General features: G+C 73.4%; 18 protein-coding genes. 13 read left to right on the top strand and 5 right to left on the bottom strand.

The genetic code is table 11. The annotated features are described in order from the left end of the window. The first annotated feature begins 153 nt into the window (after positions 1-153). The 4 genes from ribH to ACIBSV_RS22590 all read left to right on the top strand — a co-directional run bounded on the left by ribH (position 154) and on the right by ACIBSV_RS22590 (position 2,446). Positions 154-645: a 6,7-dimethyl-8-ribityllumazine synthase gene (gene ribH, locus ACIBSV_RS22605; RefSeq protein WP_395865718.1), complete on the top strand. Its 492-nt coding sequence runs from the start codon at positions 154-156 to the stop codon at positions 643-645. Positions 646-702: 57 nt separating this feature from the next. Further along, positions 703-966, top strand: coding sequence for a phosphoribosyl-ATP diphosphatase (locus ACIBSV_RS22600; protein WP_395865716.1), 264 nt, complete (start codon positions 703-705; stop codon positions 964-966). Between the two features lie 83 nt (positions 967-1,049). Continuing rightward, entirely contained in the window at positions 1,050-1,913 is an 864-nt protein-coding gene (gene hisG / locus ACIBSV_RS22595; protein WP_395865714.1) for an ATP phosphoribosyltransferase, read from the top strand. Between the two features lie 68 nt (positions 1,914-1,981). Further along, positions 1,982-2,446, top strand: coding sequence for a PH domain-containing protein (locus ACIBSV_RS22590; RefSeq protein ID WP_395865712.1), 465 nt, complete (start codon positions 1,982-1,984; stop codon positions 2,444-2,446). A 36-nt stretch (positions 2,447-2,482) separates the two neighbouring features. Here the strand turns inward: ACIBSV_RS22590 and ACIBSV_RS22585 are convergent, their stop codons facing one another. Next, complete coding sequence (locus ACIBSV_RS22585; RefSeq protein WP_395865710.1) at positions 2,483-4,225, bottom strand: pyruvate dehydrogenase; 1,743 nt, start codon at positions 4,223-4,225, stop codon at positions 2,483-2,485. A 105-nt stretch (positions 4,226-4,330) separates the two neighbouring features. After that, positions 4,331-6,130 (bottom strand): AAA family ATPase, encoded by a 1,800-nt coding sequence (locus ACIBSV_RS22580; RefSeq protein ID WP_395865919.1) that lies wholly within the window; start codon positions 6,128-6,130, stop codon positions 4,331-4,333. Positions 6,131-6,811: 681 nt separating this feature from the next. Here ACIBSV_RS22580 and ACIBSV_RS22575 point away from each other — a divergent pair. The 6 genes from ACIBSV_RS22575 (at position 6,812) to ACIBSV_RS22550 (ending at position 13,498) form a co-directional block, all read left to right on the top strand. Further along, complete coding sequence (locus ACIBSV_RS22575) at positions 6,812-7,987, top strand: PucR family transcriptional regulator (protein WP_395865708.1); 1,176 nt, start codon at positions 6,812-6,814, stop codon at positions 7,985-7,987. A gap of 138 nt (positions 7,988-8,125) precedes the next feature. Further along, a complete protein-coding gene (locus ACIBSV_RS22570) occupies positions 8,126-9,235 on the top strand; it encodes a CaiB/BaiF CoA transferase family protein (protein ID WP_395865706.1) in 1,110 nt (369 codons plus the stop codon). Between the two features lie 197 nt (positions 9,236-9,432). Next, positions 9,433-10,293, top strand: a complete 861-nt coding sequence (locus ACIBSV_RS22565; RefSeq protein WP_395865705.1) for a DUF3050 domain-containing protein — start codon at positions 9,433-9,435, stop codon at positions 10,291-10,293. Between the two features lie 46 nt (positions 10,294-10,339). Next, positions 10,340-11,455 (top strand): M24 family metallopeptidase, encoded by a 1,116-nt coding sequence (locus ACIBSV_RS22560; RefSeq protein ID WP_395865703.1) that lies wholly within the window; start codon positions 10,340-10,342, stop codon positions 11,453-11,455. Positions 11,456-11,671: 216 nt separating this feature from the next. Then, positions 11,672-12,820 carry an acyl-CoA dehydrogenase family protein gene (locus ACIBSV_RS22555; protein WP_395865701.1) on the top strand — a complete coding sequence of 383 codons (1,149 nt, stop codon included), beginning with the start codon at positions 11,672-11,674 and terminating at the stop codon, positions 12,818-12,820. A gap of 186 nt (positions 12,821-13,006) precedes the next feature. Beyond that, positions 13,007-13,498, top strand: a complete 492-nt coding sequence (locus ACIBSV_RS22550; protein WP_395865698.1) for a MarR family winged helix-turn-helix transcriptional regulator — start codon at positions 13,007-13,009, stop codon at positions 13,496-13,498. Between the two features lie 116 nt (positions 13,499-13,614). On the opposite strand, the gene ACIBSV_RS22545 is transcribed toward ACIBSV_RS22550, so the two are convergent. Both ACIBSV_RS22545 and ACIBSV_RS22540 read right to left on the bottom strand, forming a co-directional pair. Continuing rightward, the gene (locus ACIBSV_RS22545; RefSeq protein WP_395865696.1) at positions 13,615-13,986 is read right to left on the bottom strand and encodes a hypothetical protein; all 372 of its coding nucleotides are present in this window, start codon (positions 13,984-13,986) and stop codon (positions 13,615-13,617) included. Positions 13,987-14,173: 187 nt separating this feature from the next. Continuing rightward, the gene (locus tag ACIBSV_RS22540; protein ID WP_395865694.1) at positions 14,174-15,139 is read right to left on the bottom strand and encodes a hypothetical protein; all 966 of its coding nucleotides are present in this window, start codon (positions 15,137-15,139) and stop codon (positions 14,174-14,176) included. 150 nt (positions 15,140-15,289) lie between these two features. Between ACIBSV_RS22540 and ACIBSV_RS22535 the strand changes: the two genes are divergently transcribed. Together ACIBSV_RS22535 and ACIBSV_RS22530 are read left to right on the top strand one after the other, a co-directional pair. After that, complete coding sequence (locus tag ACIBSV_RS22535; RefSeq protein WP_395865692.1) at positions 15,290-15,730, top strand: Lrp/AsnC family transcriptional regulator; 441 nt, start codon at positions 15,290-15,292, stop codon at positions 15,728-15,730. Between the two features lie 198 nt (positions 15,731-15,928). Beyond that, positions 15,929-17,551 (top strand): amidohydrolase, encoded by a 1,623-nt coding sequence (locus ACIBSV_RS22530; RefSeq protein WP_395865690.1) that lies wholly within the window; start codon positions 15,929-15,931, stop codon positions 17,549-17,551. Positions 17,552-17,607: 56 nt separating this feature from the next. Here ACIBSV_RS22530 and ACIBSV_RS22525 read toward each other — a convergent pair whose 3' ends face one another. Further along, on the bottom strand, positions 17,608-18,225 hold the full coding sequence (locus ACIBSV_RS22525; RefSeq protein ID WP_395865917.1) for a YitT family protein: 618 nt from the start codon (positions 18,223-18,225) through the stop codon (positions 17,608-17,610). A gap of 168 nt (positions 18,226-18,393) precedes the next feature. Here ACIBSV_RS22525 and ACIBSV_RS22520 point away from each other — a divergent pair, with 168 nt between their 5' ends. Continuing rightward, the gene (locus tag ACIBSV_RS22520; protein ID WP_395865688.1) at positions 18,394-19,881 is read left to right on the top strand and encodes a PLP-dependent aminotransferase family protein; all 1,488 of its coding nucleotides are present in this window, start codon (positions 18,394-18,396) and stop codon (positions 19,879-19,881) included. Positions 19,882-20,116 lie beyond the last annotated feature (235 nt).

Raw genomic sequence — 20,116 nt, 5'->3', positions numbered from 1 at the left:
CACCGTCCCCGCCGCGCCGATAGGTTCGACCCGCGCGAACCCGTTCGACCCGCTCCACCGGCGAACCCGATGCACCACACCGGCGCACGACTCGCCGTACTCCACCACCGCAATCAGGCTTCCAGCCGTTCCAGCCGAAGGACACCGACAGACATGAGTGGCGCAGGAGCCCCGAAACTGACCGTCGAGGGCTGCCGTGACCTGCGCGTGGGCGTGGTCGCCGCGCAGTGGCACACCGCCGTGATGGACGGACTCGTGGACGGGGCCCTCAAGGCCCTGAGCGAGCTGGGCATCACCGAACCCACGCTGATCCGCGCCCCCGGCGCGTTCGAGCTGCCCGTGCTCGCCAAGGCGCTGGCCGGGAGCGGCCACGACGCGGTGGTCGCGCTGGGCGTGGTGATCCGCGGCGGAACCCCGCATTTCGAGTACGTGTGCTCGGCCGCCACCGACGGCCTGACCCGGGTCGCGCTGGACACCGGCGTTCCCGTCGGCTTCGGGCTGCTCACCTGCGACACCGAGGAGCAGGCCCTGGACCGGGCCGGCGTGCCCGGCTCGCGCGAGGACAAGGGCCGCGAAGCGGTGGAGGCGGCCGTCGCGACCGCGATGGCGTTGCGTACGCTCTCCGAACCGTGGCGTTCGGCCTGATCGAGGCAACCGACGAGTCGTTCGCGCCACGCCACCCACAACCACGCGATGGGCACCATGAAGACGTTTGAACAGCTTTTCGACGAGCTGCGGGCCAAGGCGGCCTCCGGCCAGGAGGGCTCGCGCACGGTCGAGCTCGTCACCGCCGGTGTGCACACGATCGGCAAGAAGGTCGTCGAGGAGGCCGCCGAAGTGTGGATGGCCGCCGAGCACGAGGGCGCCGACCGCACCGCCGAGGAGATCTCCCAGCTCCTGTACCACCTGCAGGTGATGATGGTCGCTCGCGGCATCTCGCTGCAGGACGTATACGCTCACCTGTGACATCCGCCGTCCCCGGCCCGTCGTCCGGGCCGGGGACGCAGCCGTACCGCAACCTCGTTCGGCACCTCCCGAAGGGTCATTCCATGCTGCGCATCGCCGTCCCCAACAAGGGTTCCCTCTCCGAGCCTGCGTCGGCGATGCTGCATGAGGCGGGCTACCGCCAGCGCAAGCACTCCAAGGAACTGGTGCTGACCGACCCCGACAACAACGTCGAGTTCTTCTTCCTGCGCCCGCGCGACATCGCCATCTACGTCGGCTCCGGCCGGCTCGACGCCGGCATCACCGGGCGCGACCTGCTGATGGACTCGGGCGCCGAGGCCGAGGAGATCCTGCAACTGGGGCTGGCCCCGGCCACCTTCCGCTACGCCGCGCCCGCCGCGCTGGCCCGGGAGCTGGACGGGCAGGGCAAGAAGGGCCTGGCCGGGCTGCGGGTGGCGTCCTCCTACATCGGGATCGTCGAGCGCGACTTCGCCGACAACGGCATCGAGGCCGCCGCGCTGGTCAAGCTGGACGGCGCGGTGGAGACCGCGATCCAACTGGGCGTCGCGGACGTGATCGCCGATGTCGTGGAGACCGGCACCACGCTCGCGCAGGCGGGCCTGGAGGTATTCGGCGAGCCGATCCTGCGCTCGGAGGCGGTGCTGATCCGCCGGGCCGGCGCGGAGACCTCGACCGCGCTGGAGCAACTGGTCCGCCGGCTCCAAGGCGTCCTGGTCGCGCGCAGCTACGTGATGATGGACTACGACATCCGGGTCGAGCGGGTGGAGGCGGCGGTCACGCTGACCCCGGGCCTGGAGTCGCCCACGGTCAGCCCGCTGCACAACGAGGGCTGGGTCGCGGTGCGCGCGATGGTCCCGCGCAAGAACGCCCAGCAGATCATGGACGACCTGTGGGAGATCGGCGCCCGCGCGATCCTGGTCACCGGCATCCACGCCTGCCGTCTTTGACACCCGGTCGGTCCGTCCCCGCCGCGCGGGCGGACCGACCACCCTCACCCCCGGAGAACCGTCCCGCCATGAGCGCCAGCACCCCCGCCGCCGACCTTCCGCGTACCTGGTACGCGAAGCGCAGTCGTCTCATCACCGCCGTGCTCGGCGTGGTCATCCTGGTCGGGTTGTGCGTGCTGGCGCTGATGTTGCCGGAGAAGGGCGGCTGGGGGTTCGGCTCGCGGATGGGGGTCGCGCTCACCGGCGTGCTCGGCCTGGCCGCGATGCTGATGCTCGGCCGGCCGAAGGTGGTCGCGGCATCGAGCGGGGTGACCGTGGTCAACCTGCTGCGCACCACGCACCTGGAGTGGGCCCAGATCGTCCGGGTCTACCTGCGCCAGGGCGACCCGTGGGCGCAGATCGACATGTCCAACGGCGACACGCTGGCGGTGATGGGCATCCAGACCTCCAACGGCAAGGCCGACGCGATCACCGCGACGCGCGAGCTCCGGGCCCTGGTGGACAAGTACGGGACGGCCGCCGAGGCGCGCTAGGCGCGCCCCGCCTTCGACGCCGCCCGGCCCGCCCGATCACGGCCTCGGCACGTTGCGCAGGTTCGACCTGGCCATCTGGACCATCCGGCCGACGCCGCCGGCCAGCACCGTGCGCCCGGCGCTCAGGGCGAAGCCCTGGATCTGCTCGGCGGTGATCTTCGGCGGGATGGACAGCGCGTTGGGGTCGGTGACGATGTCCACCAGTGCCGGACCCTTGTGCGCGAACGCGTCGCGCAGCGCGCCACGGACCTGCTTGGGCTTTTCCACCCGCACCCCGAACGCGCCCGCCGCACGCGCGATCGCGGCGAAGTCCGGGTTCTTGTTGGTGGTCCCGAACGGCTCGAGCCCGGCGACCATCATCTCCAACTCGACCATGCCGAGTGACGAATTGTTGAACAGCACGATCTTCACCGGCAACGCGGACTGCACCAGGGTCAACAGGTCGCCCATCAGCATCGAGAAGCCGCCGTCCCCGGACATCGACACCACCTGCCGGTCCACGTCCAGGAACTGCGCGCCGATCGCCTGGGGCAGCGCGTTGGCCATCGAGCCGTGCGAGAACGAACCGATGACCCGGCGCCGCCCGTTCGGCGTCAGGTAGCGCGCCGCCCACACGTTGCACATGCCGGTGTCGACGGTGAAGATCGCGTCGTCGGCGGCCTCCTCGTCCAGGATCGAGGCGACGTACTCGGGGTGGATGGGCACGTGCTTCTCCACCTTGCGGGTGTACGCCTTCACCACGCCCTCGAGCGCGTCCGCGTGCTTGCGCAACATCCGGTCCAGGAACCTGCGGTCGGTCTTGGCCCGCACCATCGGGGTCAGCGCGCGCAGCGTCTCGCGTACGTCGCCCCACACCGCCAGGTCCAGCTTCGTACGCCGGCCCAGGTGCGCGGGTCGTACGTCCACCTGCACGGTGGCCACGTCCTGCGGCAGGAAGGCGTTGTACGGGAAGTCGGTGCCCAGCAGGATCAGCAGGTCCGCCTCGTGCATCGCCTCGTACGCGGCGCCGTAGCCCAGCAGTCCGGACATGCCCACATCGAAGGGATTGTCGTACTGGATGTGCTCCTTGCCGCGCAGCGCGTGTCCCACCGGCGCGTTGATCCGGTCGGCGAAGGCCATCACCTCCTCGTGCGCGCCCGCCGTGCCCGCGCCGCAGAACAGGGTGACCCGCTCGGCCTCGTCGATCATCCGGGTCAGCGTGGCCAGGTCCGCGTCCGCCGGGCGCACCGTCGGGAGCGACGTGGGCAGCGCAACCTGATGGGCCTTCTCCGGCGCGGGCTTGTCCGCGACATCGCCCGGGAGGGTGACCACCGACACCCCGCCCAGGCCCACCGCGTGCCGGATCGCCGACTGCAGCACCCGCGGCATCTGCTCGGGGGTGCCGATCATCTCGCTGTAGTGGCTGCACTCGACGAACAGTCGTTCGGGATGCGTCTCCTGGAAGAACGCGGTGCCGATCTCGCCGCTGGGAATGTGCGACGCGAGCGCCAGCACCGGGGCGTGCGAGCGATGCGCGTCGAACAGGCCGTTGATCAGGTGCAGGTTGCCCGGGCCGCAACTGCCCGCGCACGCGGCCAGCGTGCCGGTCAGTTGCGCCTCCGCGCCGGCCGCGAACGCGGCCACCTCCTCGTGCCGTACGTGCACCCAGTCGATCGCGGCGTTGCGCCGCACCGCGTCCACGATCGGATTGAGGCTGTCGCCCACCACGCCGTACAACCGGCGCACCCCCGCCTGGGCGAGGATGTCCACGAATTGCTCGGCGACGCTCTGCTTGGCCACGGGAGACCCTTCCGTCCGGCTCGTCCGGCGGCCCGGCGCGCGCTGCCGCGCCCGCCCGACGGTCGAAAAGCGATGATCGGTTAGCCCTACCCGTGCCTCGCCCGGCTATCCCCGGCCGTCGGCCAGATCCCCGTATGCCTGGAAGAGGTCGGACAGGCGCAGCGTGGTCAGCTCGGCCAGGTCCGGACCCTCCGCCAGCTCCACCAGCCGCACGTCCCGGTACATGCAGCACTTCTCGTACAGGGTGCGGACGAAGCGGGCGTTGCCCAGCTCGTCGATCCAGCCCTGTTCGCGCACGTGGCCGGTGATGCTGCGCAGCTCGGCCGCCGCGTCCTCGTCCCACGTGTCGCCGCCGACGGCCGCCATCACCTCGGCGATCCGGGCCAGATCCTCGGCGCCGTAGGAGGGGAACTCGACCCGGGTGGTGAACCGTGACATCAGGCCCGGGTTCGAGGTGAGCAGCCGGTCCATGCCCTCCGGATAGCCGGCCAGGATGATCACCAGCCGGTCCCGGTCGTCCTCGGCCCGCTTGAGCAGCACCTGGAGTGCCTCGTCGCCGTACGCGTCGCCCTTGGAATAGCCCACGTTGGTCAGGCCGTACGCCTCGTCCACGAACAGCACGCCGCCCAGCGCCGAGTCGATCAACTCGCCGGTCTTGACCGCGGTCTGGCCCAGGTACTCGCCGACCAGGTCGGAGCGCTGGGCCTCGACCAGGCGGTCGCTCTCCAGCAGACCCAGCGCGGCGAAGACCCGGCCGAGCAGCCGGGCCACGGTGGTCTTGCCGGTGCCGGAGGGGCCGGAGAAGACGAAGTGCCGCTTGGGGGCCTGCGCGGGCAGGCCCTGCGCCTCGCGCAGCCGGGCCATCCGCATCTGCGCGGACAACGCGCGCACCTGGCGTTTGACCGGCTCCAGGCCGACCATCGACTCCAGTTCGGCCAGCACCAGCGCGAGTTCCTCGGGGGCGGCGGCCGGGCGCATCGGCGCGGATCGGCCGGCCGCCCGGACGTCCGCGTCCGGCTGCGATTCGGCGTCGGCACCGTCCGGGACCGGGTCCGGCTCGCGCTCGACCTCGGCGGCGGGCGGTGGCCCGGCCGGCGGGGGAGCGGTCGCGGGTATCGGTGGCAACACGTCCGGCAGCGGTCCCCGGCCGACCACGGGACCGGCCAGGCGCGCGGTCATCCCGCCGTACTCGTCCAGTGGTTCGCCGGCCGCCAGCGAGGACAGCCGTGCGGCGGTGTCCATGAACGAGGGATCCGCCTGGTGCACGGCGCGGTACAGCGGCAGCGCGGCCGGGGTGCGGCCGGTCTCCTCGTACGCGCGCGCCAGCCAATAGCGCAGCTCCTTGCGCTGCGGGTGCTCCGAGCGGCAGCGCACCAGGGCGGTGGCGAGCACCTGTTCGGCCTTGGCGTACAGACCCAGTCGCACCCGGGCCATGCCCGCGAACAGGCCCGCCTCGACCCCGAGCAGCGCGTCGTCGTCCAGCCCTGCGGTGTGTCGGAGCAGTTGTTGCCAGTCCTTGCCCAGATAGGCCCGGCAGGCCAGGAGGAACCGGGTGGCCGCGTCCTGTTCGGCGGGCGGGCACAGGGCCAACGCCGCGTCCAGTTCTGGCAGATGGCGCCCGTCCAACCAGTGCGAGGCGTGCGCGAGGGCCAGGTCGCGCGGGGTCTCCAGGACCAGTTGCACCCACCAGCCCAGCCAGTACCAGGAGTTGAGCGGCCGGCCGTATTTCGCGCGTTGCTCGCCGAAGCGTTCTCGATGGGTGTGCATGGCCACCACCGCGGCGGCCACCTCCACCTTGAGCGCGTGCAGCCCCAGCCACGCGTCGGCCATGCCCGGGTCGGTTTCGACCGCGGCCCGGAACTGCACCTCCGCCTGGCCGTATTCGCCGGCGACGTAGGCGTCCATGCCGCGCAACCAGGCCAGTTCGGCCGGGCTTCCGGTGCGTGCGCCACGATCGGTCTGTCCCACGGTGGACCCCCCTTCCCCCGGCCGGTCCTCTCCGCGTGCCCGTGTCCCCGAGGGGACTTCGAGAGGATGTCGGCCCGCTGCCGATGAATCCCGGTGCGTCCATTCCGCCCGATCGGCGACGCCCCTTAGAGCCTCTCCCGTTCCGCTGCCCGTCACGCCGTCTCGTGCGAGGCGGTCACGGATGGTGTCCGCTTCGCCACGCGTTCGTCCCCGCGCATCGTACCGAGCGGGGCCCTGCAATCCGAGGGGCGAACGGTATTTGGGGTGGTGAGTGCCGCCGTCGGGCGTGTGCCGGTGGTGAGGCGGGGCCTGCGGATCCGCGGGGCGGGTGCCGATCGACCCGGCGCGGTACGAGGAAGCCTCCGGCCGCGGGGGAACGACCGGAGGCTTCGTCTCGCGCGGGGCCGGCGGGGGTTCCGGCGCTGCCGCTGGACCGCAAGCTATGGCGATCCGGACACAACGGTCAAGGAAGCCACGCCGGTAAATCTCCGGACGGAACGTGATCTTCGTGAAACGGTCCCGATCGGGGATCGTGCGCCCCGCGCACTCCGGGTGTGCACTGCCCGCGCGCTCTCCATGGTGCTGACGCGCTCGTGTTCGTAACGCTACGGTCGGTATATGGGCAACCTCGGGGACGCGGGCGGAACGGCAGCCGGGGGCGAGCCATCGCTTCGTCCCGGTGACAAGAGCGGTGGCGGGAGCGGCCGCGCGGCGGTGGCGGGCGCCGCGCCGCGACGGCTGCCGCCGCGGCGCCGCAAGGCGGTCGGCGGCGGGACCAGCGCACCGGAGCCGGGACTGATGCCGAGGGCTCGGGTCGCGGGGGCGTCGACGGCGTGGGACGCGGACGGCGACCCGCGGCCGGTGCCCGCGCAGGCAGGACCCGCCGCGCCGACCGCCGCCCCCGCCGCCGCTTCCGCCGCAGCCGCCGCTCCCGCGAAGGTCGGGCGTCAGGCCGGGCGTCCGCTCGTGGAGACCGCGATCGGCCTGGCGGGCCGGCTTGCGCAGGCCGCCTCGGACGTCAAGTACCGCAGCGACCTGATGCGCGATCTGCTGACCGGGCGCAGCACCGACCTCACCGGCTGGACCGCGCTGCCCAGCGGCCCGCTCCTGGTCGTGGTCGCCGAGCCCGATCCGCCCGCGGCGAGCGGCGACCCGCGGGCGATCCGGGCCGGTCAGGAGGCGCTCGCCCTGGCGTGGTCCACGGCCCTGGGCGCCCGTGCCCCCGAGGCGGCCGTCGCGGCGTACCCGCGCGAGGTGGTGGTCCTGCTCGGCGCGCCCGACGACGGCCAGTCCGCGCGTGTGGTCGCCGAACTCGCCGCCGTGGTGCACGCCGACTGCGGCACGGTGATCCGTTCGTTCACCACCGGCATCAGCCGCCCGGCGGACTCCCTGGACGCGCTCCCGGCGGCGTACGAGCAGGCGCGGCGCGCGGTGACGGCGGGGCGGCGCATCCACGGACCGGGCGCGGTGGCGGACTTCGATCAACTCGGCGTCTTTCGCCTGCTGAGCCTGATCCCGGACCCGAGCGAGCTGGACCGCTTCGCGCGTGAGGCGTTGCGCTCGCTCGCGCATCCACGCGATCCCGAGGCGGCGGACCTGCGCAACACGTTGCAGGCGCTGCTGGACACGAACCTGAACGTGGCCGAGACCGCCCGCAGGCTCTACGTGCACTACAACACGCTGCGCTATCGCATCACCAAACTCGAGCGCCTGCTCGGGCCGTTCACCCAGGACCCGCACCTGCGGCTGAATCTGATGATCGCGCTCCAGATCGTGCGCATGCAGGGACGCTGACCCCGGTGGGCGGGCGGGTGCGCCCGGCGCGCCGATCCCGGCGCGGGCCCGGCGCAACGGGCCGGCCCGAGCGGGCGACACGGCGCGGGCGTTCTGCTTGACTGTGCCAGGCAATTGGGCGTGGCGTGGGGAGTGGGCATGGGTGCGCTGGATGGCGTCAAGGTGGTCGAGTTGGCCGGGATCGGGCCCGGGCCGTTCGTCGGCATGATGTTGGCGGATGCCGGGGCCGGTGTCATCCGGGTGGATCGGCCCGGTGGCGCGACGATGCCCTCGATGGTGGTCGGGCGCGGCCGGTTGGGCACGCTGGAGGTCGATCTCAAGGATGTCGCCGCGCGGGACTCGGTGTTGCGGCTGATCGAGGGCGCCGACGTGCTGATCGAGGGCTTTCGCCCCGGCGTCACCGAGCGGCTGGGACTGGGCCCGGACACCTGCCTGGAGCGCAACCCCGCGCTGGTCTATGCCCGGATGACCGGCTGGGGCCAGCACGGGCCGCTCGCGCCGCGGGCCGGGCACGACATCAACTACATCTCGATCTCCGGGGTGTTGCACTCCTTCGCCCGCGCCGGCGAGCGCCCGGTGCCGCCGCTGAACCTGGTCGGCGACTACGGCGGCGGCGCGATGTTCTGCGCCTTCGGCATCCTGGCCGCGCTGCTGGCGGCGCGTACGACCGGGCAGGGGCAGGTCGTCGACGCGGCCATGACGGACGGCTCGGCGACGCTGAGCGCGTTCATCCACGGGATGCGCGGACTCGGCGGCTGGGCGCAAGACCCCGGCGGCAACCTGCTCGACACCGGCGCTCCGTTCTACGACGTGTACACCACCGCCGACGGTCGCCACCTCGCCGTCGGCGCGATCGAACCGCAGTTCTACGCCCTGCTGTTGGCCGGTCTCGGACTCGCCGACGAGGACCTGCCCGGGCAGAACGACCGGGCCGGCTGGCCGCTCCTGCGCGAGCGCTTCGCCGCCGTGATCGCCGGCCGTACCCGGGACGAGTGGACCGCGGTCTTCGAGTCGACGGACGCGTGCGTGACCCCGGTGCTCACCTGGGACGAGGCCGCCGAGCACCCGCACAACCGGGCCCGGGACACCTTCGTGCGCCCCGACGGCACCCTCCAGCCCGCGCCGGCTCCCCGGTTCTCGGGCACGCCCTCGCTCGTCGGCGACGCCTCCGGCCGTCTGGACGCGGCCCTGCTTCAAACCTGGGGGCTGACCCCGGACGAGGCCGCGAAGCTTGCCCCCGAGGGCTGAGGGGCGCAGGACCCGAAGCCCACCGGAAGCCCCCCGAACTCCACTTGAAACCGTGGTCGTTCGGCCGTCCTCGCGCGCGCGGCGCGCATCATGGCACGCCCGTGTCACGCGCGCCGGGTATTGCGCGACAAATGTTTCGACGCGTAGCGCTCTCTCTACGATCGGTAGCCGCAGCCGCCGACCACACGCGAGGAACCATGGACCCCACCACGCTCACCGGCAACATCGGCACGATCGACACCACCGTTCCGCAGGCGCGCGCGACAAACGCCGACCCCATCGCGCGGCTGCTCGGCGAGACCGCCCCGGTGCGACAACGCGTGCTCCGGCACACCGTCTACCGCGACCTCACCGACCTCACCGCCATCCGGGTGTTCATGGCGCACCACGTGTTCGCCGTCTGGGACTTCATGTCCCTGCTCAAGAGCCTGCAACGGCACCTGACCTGCGTGGAGATCCCGTGGGTGCCGCGCGGCGACGCGGAGATCCGGCGGATGGTCAACGAGATCGTGCTCGGCGAGGAGAGCGACACCACCTCCCTGGGCCCGCTCAGCCACTTCGAGCTCTACCTCGCCGCGATGGACGGGGCCGGCGCCGACACCCGACCGGCCCGCCGCTTCCTGGGCCTGCTCGCGGACAAGGTCCCGGTGCCCGAGGCGGTCGCCGCGTGCGGGGCGCCCGCCGGGGCCGCCGCGTTCGTCACGCGCACCTGGCAGGTGGTCGAGCACGCGCCGCTGCACTGCGTCGCCGCGTCCTTCGCGCTCGGTCGCGAGGAACTCATCCCGCGCATGTTCGACCACCTCACCGCGCTCGACGACGTGCACGCGGGCCGGCTCGCGGTGTTCGGCGAATACCTGGCCCGGCACATCGAGGTGGACGGCGACGACCACGGCCCGATGGCGCTGCGCCTGCTCGGCCGGCTGTGCGCCGCCACCCCGGACCCGGCCCGCGCGTGGCGCGAGAGCGCGGGCACCGTCACCGTCTCGCTGCGCGCCCGCGCCGACCTGTGGGACGCGGTGCGCGCCGCGATCGACGCGGCCCGTACCGCAGCCGGATGAAACGCGGCCTTGCCCGGGGCCGTGTGACGTGTCATATGTTGGGCGCGTGACCCACGACGCAGCCCCGCACCCCACAGACCGCCTCGGCCGCGCCCAAAAGGCCGCCGCCGACGCGGGACTGGACGCCCTGCTCATCTCGCCCGGCGCCGACCTGCGCTATCTCACCGGCTACGAGGCGCTTCCGCTGGAGCGCCTGACCTGCCTGGTGGTGCCCGTCGGCGCCGAACCCTTCCTCGTCGTACCCGGCCTGGAGAAGCCCGCCGCCCTCGCGTCGCCCGCGGGAGAGCTGGGCATCGACGTGGCCGGCTGGGGCGAGACCGAGGACCCGTACGCGCTGATCGCGGGCCGACTGCCGCGCGGCGTGGCCCGGGTCGGCCTGGACAACCACATGTGGGCGGAGAAGGTGCTCGCCTTCCGCGCCGCTCTGCCCGCCGCCGAACAGTCGCTCGCCGGCGACGTGTTGCGCGAACTGCGGATGCGCAAGTCGGCCGCCGAGGTGGAGGCGCTGCGCCGGGCCGGCGCGGCGATCGACCGGGTGCACGCGCGCGTGGGCGACTGGCTCCGGGCGGGCCGCACCGAGCGCGAGGTCGGCGCGGACATCGCCGAAGCGATCATCGCCGAGGGCCACGTGCGGGTGGACTTCGTGATCGTCGGCTCCGGCCCCAACGCCGCGAGCCCGCACCACGAACTCTCCGACCGGGTGATCGAGACCGGCGACGTGGTCGTCGTCGACATCGGCGGCACCACCGCCGACGGCTACTGCTCGGACGAGACGCGTACCTACAGCGTCGGCGAACCGCCCGCCGAGTTCCGCCGCTACTACGACGTGCTCGAGCGCGCCCAGGCCGCCCAACTCGCGGCGGTCCGGCCCGGGTTGACCTGCGAGCAACTCGACGCGGTCGGTCGCGACATCATCACCGAGGCGGGCTACGGCGAGTACTTCATCCACCGCACCGGTCACGGCATCGGCATGGAGAGCCACGAGGACCCGTACATCGTCCAGGGCAACACGTTGCCCCTGGAGCCGGGCATGGCCTTTTCGATCGAGCCCGGCATCTACCTGCCCGGTGCGCACGGCGCACGCATCGAGGACATCGTGGTCTGCGGCGAGAGCGGCGCCGACCCGATGAACGTGCGTCCGCACGGGTTGGCCGTGCTGTAGGGCTGTTCGTGGTGGCACCGGCCGCGGCCCGCCGCGCGCGAACCCGGATCCGGCCGCGGCCGGCCGGCGTTCGGGGCGCGGGCCGCGTCGGTGTCGGACGCGGGCGGGGGTGGCGCCGTACGATCGTGCGCAACGGCCGGGGGGGCGAACCCCACCCGGTCCGCCGCCGGCCACCGCCGGATCCGGCCACATCCGGACCGCACGGAAGGACGTCCCATGGCCCTGACGCGCACTCTGCCCACCGACGAGTCCCGTGCCCTGCTCGACCTCACCCGGGAGATCACCGCCCGCGAGATCGCCCCTCGGGCCGCCGCCGACGAGGCCGCCGGACGCTTCCCGCGCGAGGTGTTCGCGACCCTGGGCGCCGCCGGGTTGTTGTCGCTGCCGTACGCCGAGGAATACGGCGGCGGCGACCAGCCGTACGAGGTCTATCTCCAAGTGCTCGAGGAACTCGCCGCCGGCTGGCTGGCGGTCGGCCTCGGGGTGTCGGTGCACACGCTGGCGTGTCACCCGCTCGCGACCTTCGGTACGCCGGAGCAACGGGCCACGCACCTGCCCGCGATGTTGTCCGGCGACCTGCTCGGCGCGTACTGCCTGTCCGAGCCGCACTCGGGCTCGGACGCCGCGGCGCTGAACACCAAGGCACTGGCCGCGACCGACGGGTACGTGCTCACCGGGACCAAGGCGTGGATCACGCACGGCGGGGTGGCCGACTTCTATACCGTGCTCGCCCGTACCTCGCCCGACGGCTCGCGCGGGATCAGCGCGTTCCTGGTCGACGCCGACACACCGGGCCTGTCCGCCGCCGCGCCCGAGCACAAGATGGGAATGCGGTCCTCGCCCACCGCGCAGATCCACCTCGACGGCGCCCGGGTCGCGGCGGAACGGCGGATCGGCGCCGAGGGCCAGGGTTTCCCGATCGCGCTGGCCGCGCTCGACTGCGGCCGATTGGGCATCGCCGCGTGTGCCACCGGCGTTGCCCAGGCCGCGTTGGACCTGGCGAGCGACTACGCCAAGAACCGCTCGCAGTTCGGCGGTCCGATCGCCGACAAGCAGGGCATCCGCTTCATGCTCGCCGACATGGCCACCGCGATCGAGGCGGGCCGCGCGCTGTACCTGTCCGCCGCGCGACTGCGCGACGCGGGCCTGCCGTTCGGCCGCCAGGCGGCGATGGCCAAACTCTTCTGCACGGACGCCGCGATGCGGGTGACGGTCGACGCGGTGCAGGTCCTGGGCGGCTACGGGTACACCACCGACTTCCCGGCGGAGCGATACCTGCGCGAGGCCAAGTGCCTGCAGATCGTCGAGGGCACGAATCAGATCCAACGCATGGTCATCGCCCGGGACTTGCTGCTGAACGGATGATCCGGGGGCGCCGGCCGGCGGGCGGCCCGGGGCCGGGGTGGGTCGGCGCCGGGGAGCGGGCTGCTCGGCGCGGGGCGGATTGTGGCCTTTCGGATCGGGCGGCGGGGGTCGGGTACGGTTGCGTGATCCGGGGGATCGCGCTTCGCATCCGAAGCCGCGCGAGTCGAGGACGAGGAGGCGGCGGGCGTGACGACGGAGCGTACCCCGGGGGCCTCGGCCGAGGACGGCCTGAGCACGGACGAGGCGATTCGGGCCATGTTGCTGCTGATGCCGAGGGTGGCGGCCCGGCTCAAGCGCACCCGGATCCCCGAGCGGTTGCAGTCGATGAACCTGGCCCCGCGACACCTGTCGCTGCTGGCCTACCTGCTCTTCGACGGCCCGATGTCGGTCAACCACCTGGCCGCGCGGCTCGAGGTGGCCCCGACCACGGTCAGCCTGATGGTCAGCGACCTCGGCCGACAGGGCGTCCTGGAGCGGCACACCGACCCGAACGACCGGCGCCGGTCGATCGTGGCGATCACCGAGGACCCGCAGACCCGGACCGCGATCGAGAGCTGGCTGGCGAACGGCGCCGACGCCTGGCGTCGCGCGTTCGACCCGCTCTCACCCGAGGATCGGGCGATGTTCGTGCGGACGATGGGCGCCTACGAGGGCGGGGCCGTCGGCGACGGGGAGTGAGCGGTGCGGTCGACCGGCTTCCCACGCGGCGCGGGAGGGCAGGCGGCCCACGTGCGCATGCGGTCGGCTTCGAAGGCGGTCGGATCGATGCCCGGGCCCGGAGCGGACCCGGTGGCTCACAACGTGTGCGAGAACGGCTGGGCCCGCCAGTCCAGGCCCGCCGGCAACACCGTGACCGCGGGCCGCGGCAGCGGCTCGGGCGTCGCGGAGCCGGCCCGGTCGAGCGAGTCCCCGAACACCGCGCCCGAGCCCGGGCACGAACGTATCCCGAACGGATCCCGCGCACTGGGGCACACCGCGTGATCCGGCACCGTCGCCCCGTCGGCGGCCACGTCCACGACCAGCACGACCGCACACTCCGGGCATGCCCGACGCGCGGTCGCGGCGCCGGACGGGTCCCCGTCCGGCTCGAACTCGAACGCGTCGTCGAAGTCCGTGATCGGACCGCGCGCCCCCTTACCCGCGGGCACGTCTACGGCGATACTCATGGGGCTCCCCCTGTCGCCACAGCGCCGCGGTGACGGCGCGCTCCGCCGACGATAGTGCGCCCGACCGGAACGTTGCAGTACTCATCCGAGCCCAATTCGCGCGACGCGCGAAACGGATGGCATCGCCACCGGCCGAGTCGGCGCGCCGTACCGCGCCCGCGCCCCGGTCGGCTCGCGCCGAACACGCTCACACCCGCGTGCCGTCCGCGGCCTCCGCCCCCGCCACGGGCTCGAACTCGACCGCCCGGCGCAACTGCTCCAGCCGATAGGGAATCGGCTCCCATCCCGGCCGCCCGGCCATGTCCACGTTCAACTGCACCACCGTGCGCGTATAGGCGCGGGCGAGCCCGCGCGGCATCAGCGGCATCCCGACCGGTCGGCGCCGGGAGTTCCCGTCCCGATCCGGCACCCCGGCGTGGTTGCCCCGTACCGACACCCACACCGCGGCCACCGACCCCTGTACGTGCCGCACCAGTTCCTCGCGTACGTCCAACCAGCGTGCCAACGCCGCGCGGGTGGGGCCGGAGAGCGGCAACACCTCGGTCACCGCCGGGTTGACCGAGCGCGCCTGCGGGCGCCGCACGATGCGCACCGTGCGCTCGTCGGGCGCCAGGTCGGTCAACCGCAGCGCGCACAACTCGCCCGCCCGGGCGCCGGTGTCCAGAACGACGCCGATCAGCGCGAACAGCCGGACCCGGCCCGCGTCGGCGCCGGAGCGATCGGCGTGCGCGGTCAGCCAGTCCAGCAGCAACGAGCGCTGCCGGGCGCCCACCGGCGGCTTGAGGTCGGGCATCGCGGGGCGTTCGGGCAAGGCGATCGGCACCGATCCGGCCCGGGCCAGGATCTCCAGACAGTCCATCCGCACCCGAATGCTCGCCGTCGTCGAGACGCCGTCGCCGGCCACCGTGCGGGTGCGCAACCGGCCGCTGCCCGCCAACTCCAGATAGCGCCGCATCGGATCGGCGGACAGCAGTGCCGCGAGCGAGGCGCGCGCCTCGGGCGGGAAACCCTCCTGGACCAGCGCCCGACGCAACTCGCCCACCACCCACCGCAGTTGCCGAGCCCGGGCGGCGGAGGTGTCGGCCCGCGCGGTGACCCGAAGCAGGGCACGGTCGAGCTGATCGAGCGCGGGAGCACGGTCCTGGTCGGCCATGGGGGCACTGTAACCACGGCCACCGACGATCAACCCCGATCGCCAACCGCACCGGTGCCCGCGCCGCGCCCCGCCGCCCGCCGGGCCGCCGAAGGTCCCCGAACCGCCCGCACGGCGCCACGCGCGGTCGCCATGCCATAGGTTCATCGTGTGGAGGACCTCGACCGACAGATCGTCAAACTGCTCCTGCTCGACGGGCGGATGAGCTACACCGACCTGGGCAAGGCCACCGGCCTGTCCACCTCGGCCGCACACCAGCGTGTGCGCCGACTCGAACAACGCGGGGTCATCCGCGGCTACGCCGCCGTGGTCGACACCGAGGCCATCGGGCTGCCGTTGACCGCGTTCATCTCGGTCAAGCCGATCGACCCCAGCGCCCCGGACGACGCTCCCGAGCGCCTGGCGGACCTCGAGGAGCTGGAGGCGTGCCACAGCGTGGCGGGCGACGAGAGCTACATCCTCAAGGTCCGCGTCGCCACCCCCGGCGACCTGGAGACGCTGCTGGCCCGGATCCGGCTCCAGGCGGGCGTGTCCACCCGTACGACGGTGGTGTTGTCGACGCCCTACGAGGCCCGCGCGCCCCGATTCTGAGCGGATCCGCCCGCGCCGAACCCGAATCAACCGCCCGAGCGATCGCCGGCGGACCGCCCGCGCCGATCCGGGGGAGCGCGCGGGGGCGGCCGTCGACGAAGCAGCCCGGACCCGAGCGGGTGTGCGCGGCGCGGGTCACACGCCCGAAGGGGTGACCTCCGGCTCGGGGTTCGATCCGGGCGGGCCACACTGGTGCCCATGACCACGCTCCTCCTGCGCAACGGCGCCGTGCACAGTCCGGCCGATCCCTTCGCGACCGCCATGGTCGTCGAGAACGACACCATCGCCTGGATCGGCGCCGAGGGGGCCGCCGCGGCCCATGTCGACGCCGTCGACGCGGTGCTCGATCTCGCGGGCGCCCTGGTCACCCCCGCGTTCGTGGACGCGCACGTGCACGCCACCGCGACCGGCCTCGTGTTGACCGGCCTGGACCTGACCGGCGCGCCCTCGTTGACGTACGCGCTCTCGGCGCTGGAGGACCACGCCAAGCGGCGCGGCCTGTACGGAGCCGGCCACGTGCTGCTCGGGCACGGCTGGGACGACAGCGCGTGGCCCGAGGGACGGCCGCCCACCCCGGCCGAGTTGGACCGGGCCACCGGCGGCGCCACCGTCTACCTCTCCCGGATCGACGTGCACTCCGCGGCGTGCTCGCCCGCGTTGCTCGCGCTGGTCCCGGGCGAGCACGGCGACGCGCCCCTGGCGGGCACCGTGCACCACGTCGCGCGGGCCGCCGCGAACGCCGCGCTGACCGCGGCCGATCGAGTCGCCGCGCAGCGGGTCGCGCGGGCCCGGGCTGCGGCGCTGGGCATCGGCACGCTGCACGAGTGCGGCGGGCCGGAGATCGCCGGCGAGGCCGACTTCCGGGCGCTGCTGGCCCTGGCCCGGGACGAGGCCGGCCCGGACGTGGTCGGCTACTGGGGCGCGCTCGCCGCCGACGCCGAGCACGCCCGCACGCTGCGCGCCGACCTGGGCGCGCACGGACTGGGCGGCGACCTGTTCATCGACGGCTCGCTCGGCTCGCACACCGCGTGCCTGCACGCGCCCTACTCCGACGACCCCGGCGCCGGCACCGGCCTGACCCACCTGGCGGCCGAGCAGGTCGCCGAGCACCTCGCCGCGTGCACCCAAGCGGGCATCCAGGCCGGCTTCCACGCGATCGGCGACGCCGCGATCGGCGCGGTCACCGCCGCCGCCCGCGCGCTGATCCAGGGCCCGCACGGCGCGGCCTTCCGCGCGCTGCGACACCGCGTCGAACACGCCGAACTGCTCGACGCCGAAGCCGTCGCGGCCTTCGCCGAACTGGGCCTGACCGCCTCCGTACAGCCCGCCTTCGACGCCGCGTGGGGCGGCCCGGACGGCATGTACGTCCGCCGCCTGGGCGCCGAACGCGCCGCGCTGATGAACCCGTTGGCCGCACTGAGCGCCGCCGGTGTACCGCTCGCGTTCGGGTCGGACGCGCCGGTGACCCCGCTCGACCCGTGGGGCACGGTGCGCGCCGCCGCCTTCCACCGCACCCCGGAGCAACGCATCAGCGTGCGCGCCGCGTTCGCCGCGCACACCCGAGGCGGCCACCGCGCGGTCGGCCGGGACGACGCCGGCGTCCTGGTGCCCGGCGCACCCGCCACCTACGCGGTGTGGGACACCACCGAACTGGTCGTGCAGGCACCGGACAGCCGGCTCTCCGGCTGGTCCACCGACCCGCGCTCGGGCACCCCGGGGCTGCCCGACCTGGCCCCCGACCTGCCGTTGCCGCGCTGCCTGCGGACGGCGGTGCGAGGCACCGCGGTGTACACGGCCGAGGGAGCTCTCGACCAGGCGTGAGCACGATCGCGGACGCCGACCCCGGAGCGGCCCCGGGGTCCGTCCCGGGACCCGCCCTAACCGGCCGGGGCCGGCTCCGGCGTCCCGTGCCGGCCCGGCCCGGCCGATCCCGCCGCCCCCGCCGCGCCGGGCCCGGCCTCGGCCGCCCGCGGTCGCTCCGGGACGGTCAGCAGGGGCAGGAAGACCTGCACCAGCGGCCCGATCGCCAGCGCGTACACCACGGTGCCCAGGCCGATCGACCCGCCCAGTACGAAGCCCACCGCCAGCACCGTGACCTCGATGCCGGTCCGGACCAGCCGCACCGAGCGGCCGGTCCGCCGCACCAGCCCGGTCATCAGGCCGTCCCGGGGCCCCGGGCCCAGTCGCGCGCCGATGTAGGCGCCGCCGGCCACCGCGTTCAGGACCACCCCGAAGACCAGGAAGGCCGCTCGCCAACCCAACGCTTCCGGCGTGGGCAGCCACCGCAGCGACGCGTCCACCGCGATGCCGATCACGAACACGTTGCTCACCGTGCCCAGGCCCGGGCGCTGCCGCATCGGCCACCACAGCAGCAGTACCGCGGCGCCGACCACGATCGTCACCACGCCGAAACTCCATCCGGTGCGCTCCGCGAGGCCCTGATGGAACACGTCCCACGGATCCAGGCCCAACTCGGCCCGGATCATCAACGCCATGCTGAACCCGTAGAGCGTGAGCCCCGCATACAACTGGACCAAGCGCCGGACCCACGACCAAGCCACCGTGCACCTCGTTCTTTACCGGACTGCCGAAAAAGAGCCAACGGTGGAAGAATCGTCGACACCGGATCACAGATCCATAGCCAATTCCACAGGAGTGGACTGATGAGCGCGCCTCACCTGACCGTCAGCAGCACCCGCCTCGCCGACCTCCTGCACCCCTGGACCACCACGACCCAGTCCGCGGCGCGCACCGGGCCGGCGTACCGCACGCTGGCCGATCGCATCCGCGCGCTGCTCCTGGACGGTCGGATCCCGCTGACCGCGCGCCTGCCCGCCGAGCGCGGCCTCGCCGACCGACTCGGCATCAGCCGCACCACGGTCGCCGCCGCGTACGAACTCCTGCGCACCGACGGCTACCTGACCAGCCGGCGCGGCTCCGGCAGTTGGACCACCCTGCCCGGCACGCACACCGAGATCCCCACCAAGGGATTGAGCCCGAGCACCACCACCGGCGTGATCGACCTCGGCGTCGCCGCCCTGCCCGGCCCCGGCCGGGCCCTGCACCAGGCGGTCGCCGACGCCACCGACTCGCTGCCCACCTACACCACCGGCCACGGCTACCTGCCCGGCGGCCTGCCGGTCCTGCGCGACACGCTGGCCCAGCGCTACACCCGGCGCGGCGTACCCACCACGCCCGACCAGATCCTGGTCACCCCCGGCGCGCTCGCCGCGGTCACCCTGGTCCTGCGCACGCTGGCCGGCCCCGGCGACCGGGTCGCGGTGGAATCGCCCACGTACGCCAACGTGCTGGACGCCATCCGGCAGGCCGGGAACCGGCTGGTCCCGGTGCCGATGACGGACACCGGGTGGGACCCGGAGACCTGGCGCGACACGCTGCGCACCGCCGCGCCCCGACTGGCCTACCTGATCCCGGACTACCAGAACCCGACCGGCCACCTCGCCGACGCGGGCATCCGACGCACCCTGGTGGACCTGGCGCGCAACACCGGGACCACGCTGATCGTCGACGAGACGTGCTTCGACCTGGCCCTGGACATCGACCCGAGCGACCGGCCGCTGCCGATGGCCGCGTTCGACCGGACCAACAACGTGGTCACCATCGGCTCGACGTCGAAGACCTTCTGGGGCGGGTTGCGGATCGGCTGGATCCGGGCCACCCCGGACCTGGTCCGGCGGATCGCGGCCACCCGCGCGTCCTTCGACGTCGGCGCGCCGGTGCTGGACCAACTGGTCACCCACCACCTGATCACCGACCACGAGGACACCATCCTGGAGAGCCGGCTGCCCGCGCTGCGCACCGCCCGAGGCGCCCTCGCCGACGCGCTCACCGACCGCCTGCCGAACTGGACCTTCGCGATGCCGGTGGGCGGGCTGTCGTTGTGGGTGCGCACCGAGGGGACGTCCAGCCTGTCCCTGACCGAGGCGGCGGCGCGCCACGGCGTGCGGATCGCGGCGGGCACCCACTTCGGCACCGACGGCACCTTCGAGCACCACGTGCGACTGCCGTACGCGCACGATCCGGCGACGCTGACCGAGGCGATCCGCCGGCTTGCCACGGCGGTGGGGGAGACCGAGCGCAGCCGACCCGGCGCCTACGCGGGCTTCTCCGGAGCACCCTGCGTGGCCTGAACCGAGGTGCCGGCGGTGACCGGATGCACCGATGTGGGTGAACGTAAGCCGGGGTCTCGCTCGCGCGTCGGGCCCCGACCCGTGTACAACAACCCGGGAAGCCCGCAACGCGCGACACGCCGACGTCCCCGCCGCCCCGACACCGGCCGGGAACGGGCCGGCACCGGCTCACGATCGGGTCGGGTCCGGATCGCGATCGGGGGCGCGACGCACGTGCGCAAGGGGTGCGGAAGCC

Source organism: Embleya sp. NPDC050154 (genome assembly GCF_044460165.1).
Lineage (GTDB): Bacteria > Actinomycetota > Actinomycetes > Streptomycetales > Streptomycetaceae > Embleya.
This window is presented reverse-complemented; position numbering and strand designations above follow the sequence as displayed.

What these genes read in the sequence shown, in the direction of transcription:
- ribH (WP_395865718.1), top strand. Translation starts at nt 154, where the DNA reads ATGAGTGGCGCAGGAGCCCCGAAACTGACCGTCGAGGGCTGCCGTGAC.
- ACIBSV_RS22600 (WP_395865716.1), top strand. Translation starts at nt 703, where the DNA reads ATGAAGACGTTTGAACAGCTTTTCGACGAGCTGCGGGCCAAGGCGGCC.
- hisG (WP_395865714.1), top strand. Translation starts at nt 1,050, where the DNA reads ATGCTGCGCATCGCCGTCCCCAACAAGGGTTCCCTCTCCGAGCCTGCG.
- ACIBSV_RS22590 (WP_395865712.1), top strand. Translation starts at nt 1,982, where the DNA reads ATGAGCGCCAGCACCCCCGCCGCCGACCTTCCGCGTACCTGGTACGCG.
- ACIBSV_RS22580 (WP_395865919.1), bottom strand. Translation starts at nt 6,130, where the DNA reads ATGGACGCCTACGTCGCCGGCGAATACGGCCAGGCGGAGGTGCAGTTC.
- ACIBSV_RS22575 (WP_395865708.1), top strand. Translation starts at nt 6,812, where the DNA reads ATGGGCAACCTCGGGGACGCGGGCGGAACGGCAGCCGGGGGCGAGCCA.
- ACIBSV_RS22570 (WP_395865706.1), top strand. Translation starts at nt 8,126, where the DNA reads ATGGGTGCGCTGGATGGCGTCAAGGTGGTCGAGTTGGCCGGGATCGGG.
- ACIBSV_RS22565 (WP_395865705.1), top strand. Translation starts at nt 9,433, where the DNA reads ATGGACCCCACCACGCTCACCGGCAACATCGGCACGATCGACACCACC.
- ACIBSV_RS22555 (WP_395865701.1), top strand. Translation starts at nt 11,672, where the DNA reads ATGGCCCTGACGCGCACTCTGCCCACCGACGAGTCCCGTGCCCTGCTC.
- ACIBSV_RS22545 (WP_395865696.1), bottom strand. Translation starts at nt 13,986, where the DNA reads ATGAGTATCGCCGTAGACGTGCCCGCGGGTAAGGGGGCGCGCGGTCCG.
- ACIBSV_RS22540 (WP_395865694.1), bottom strand. Translation starts at nt 15,139, where the DNA reads ATGGCCGACCAGGACCGTGCTCCCGCGCTCGATCAGCTCGACCGTGCC.
- ACIBSV_RS22530 (WP_395865690.1), top strand. Translation starts at nt 15,929, where the DNA reads ATGACCACGCTCCTCCTGCGCAACGGCGCCGTGCACAGTCCGGCCGAT.
- ACIBSV_RS22525 (WP_395865917.1), bottom strand. Translation starts at nt 18,225, where the DNA reads ATGGCGTTGATGATCCGGGCCGAGTTGGGCCTGGATCCGTGGGACGTG.
- ACIBSV_RS22520 (WP_395865688.1), top strand. Translation starts at nt 18,394, where the DNA reads ATGAGCGCGCCTCACCTGACCGTCAGCAGCACCCGCCTCGCCGACCTC.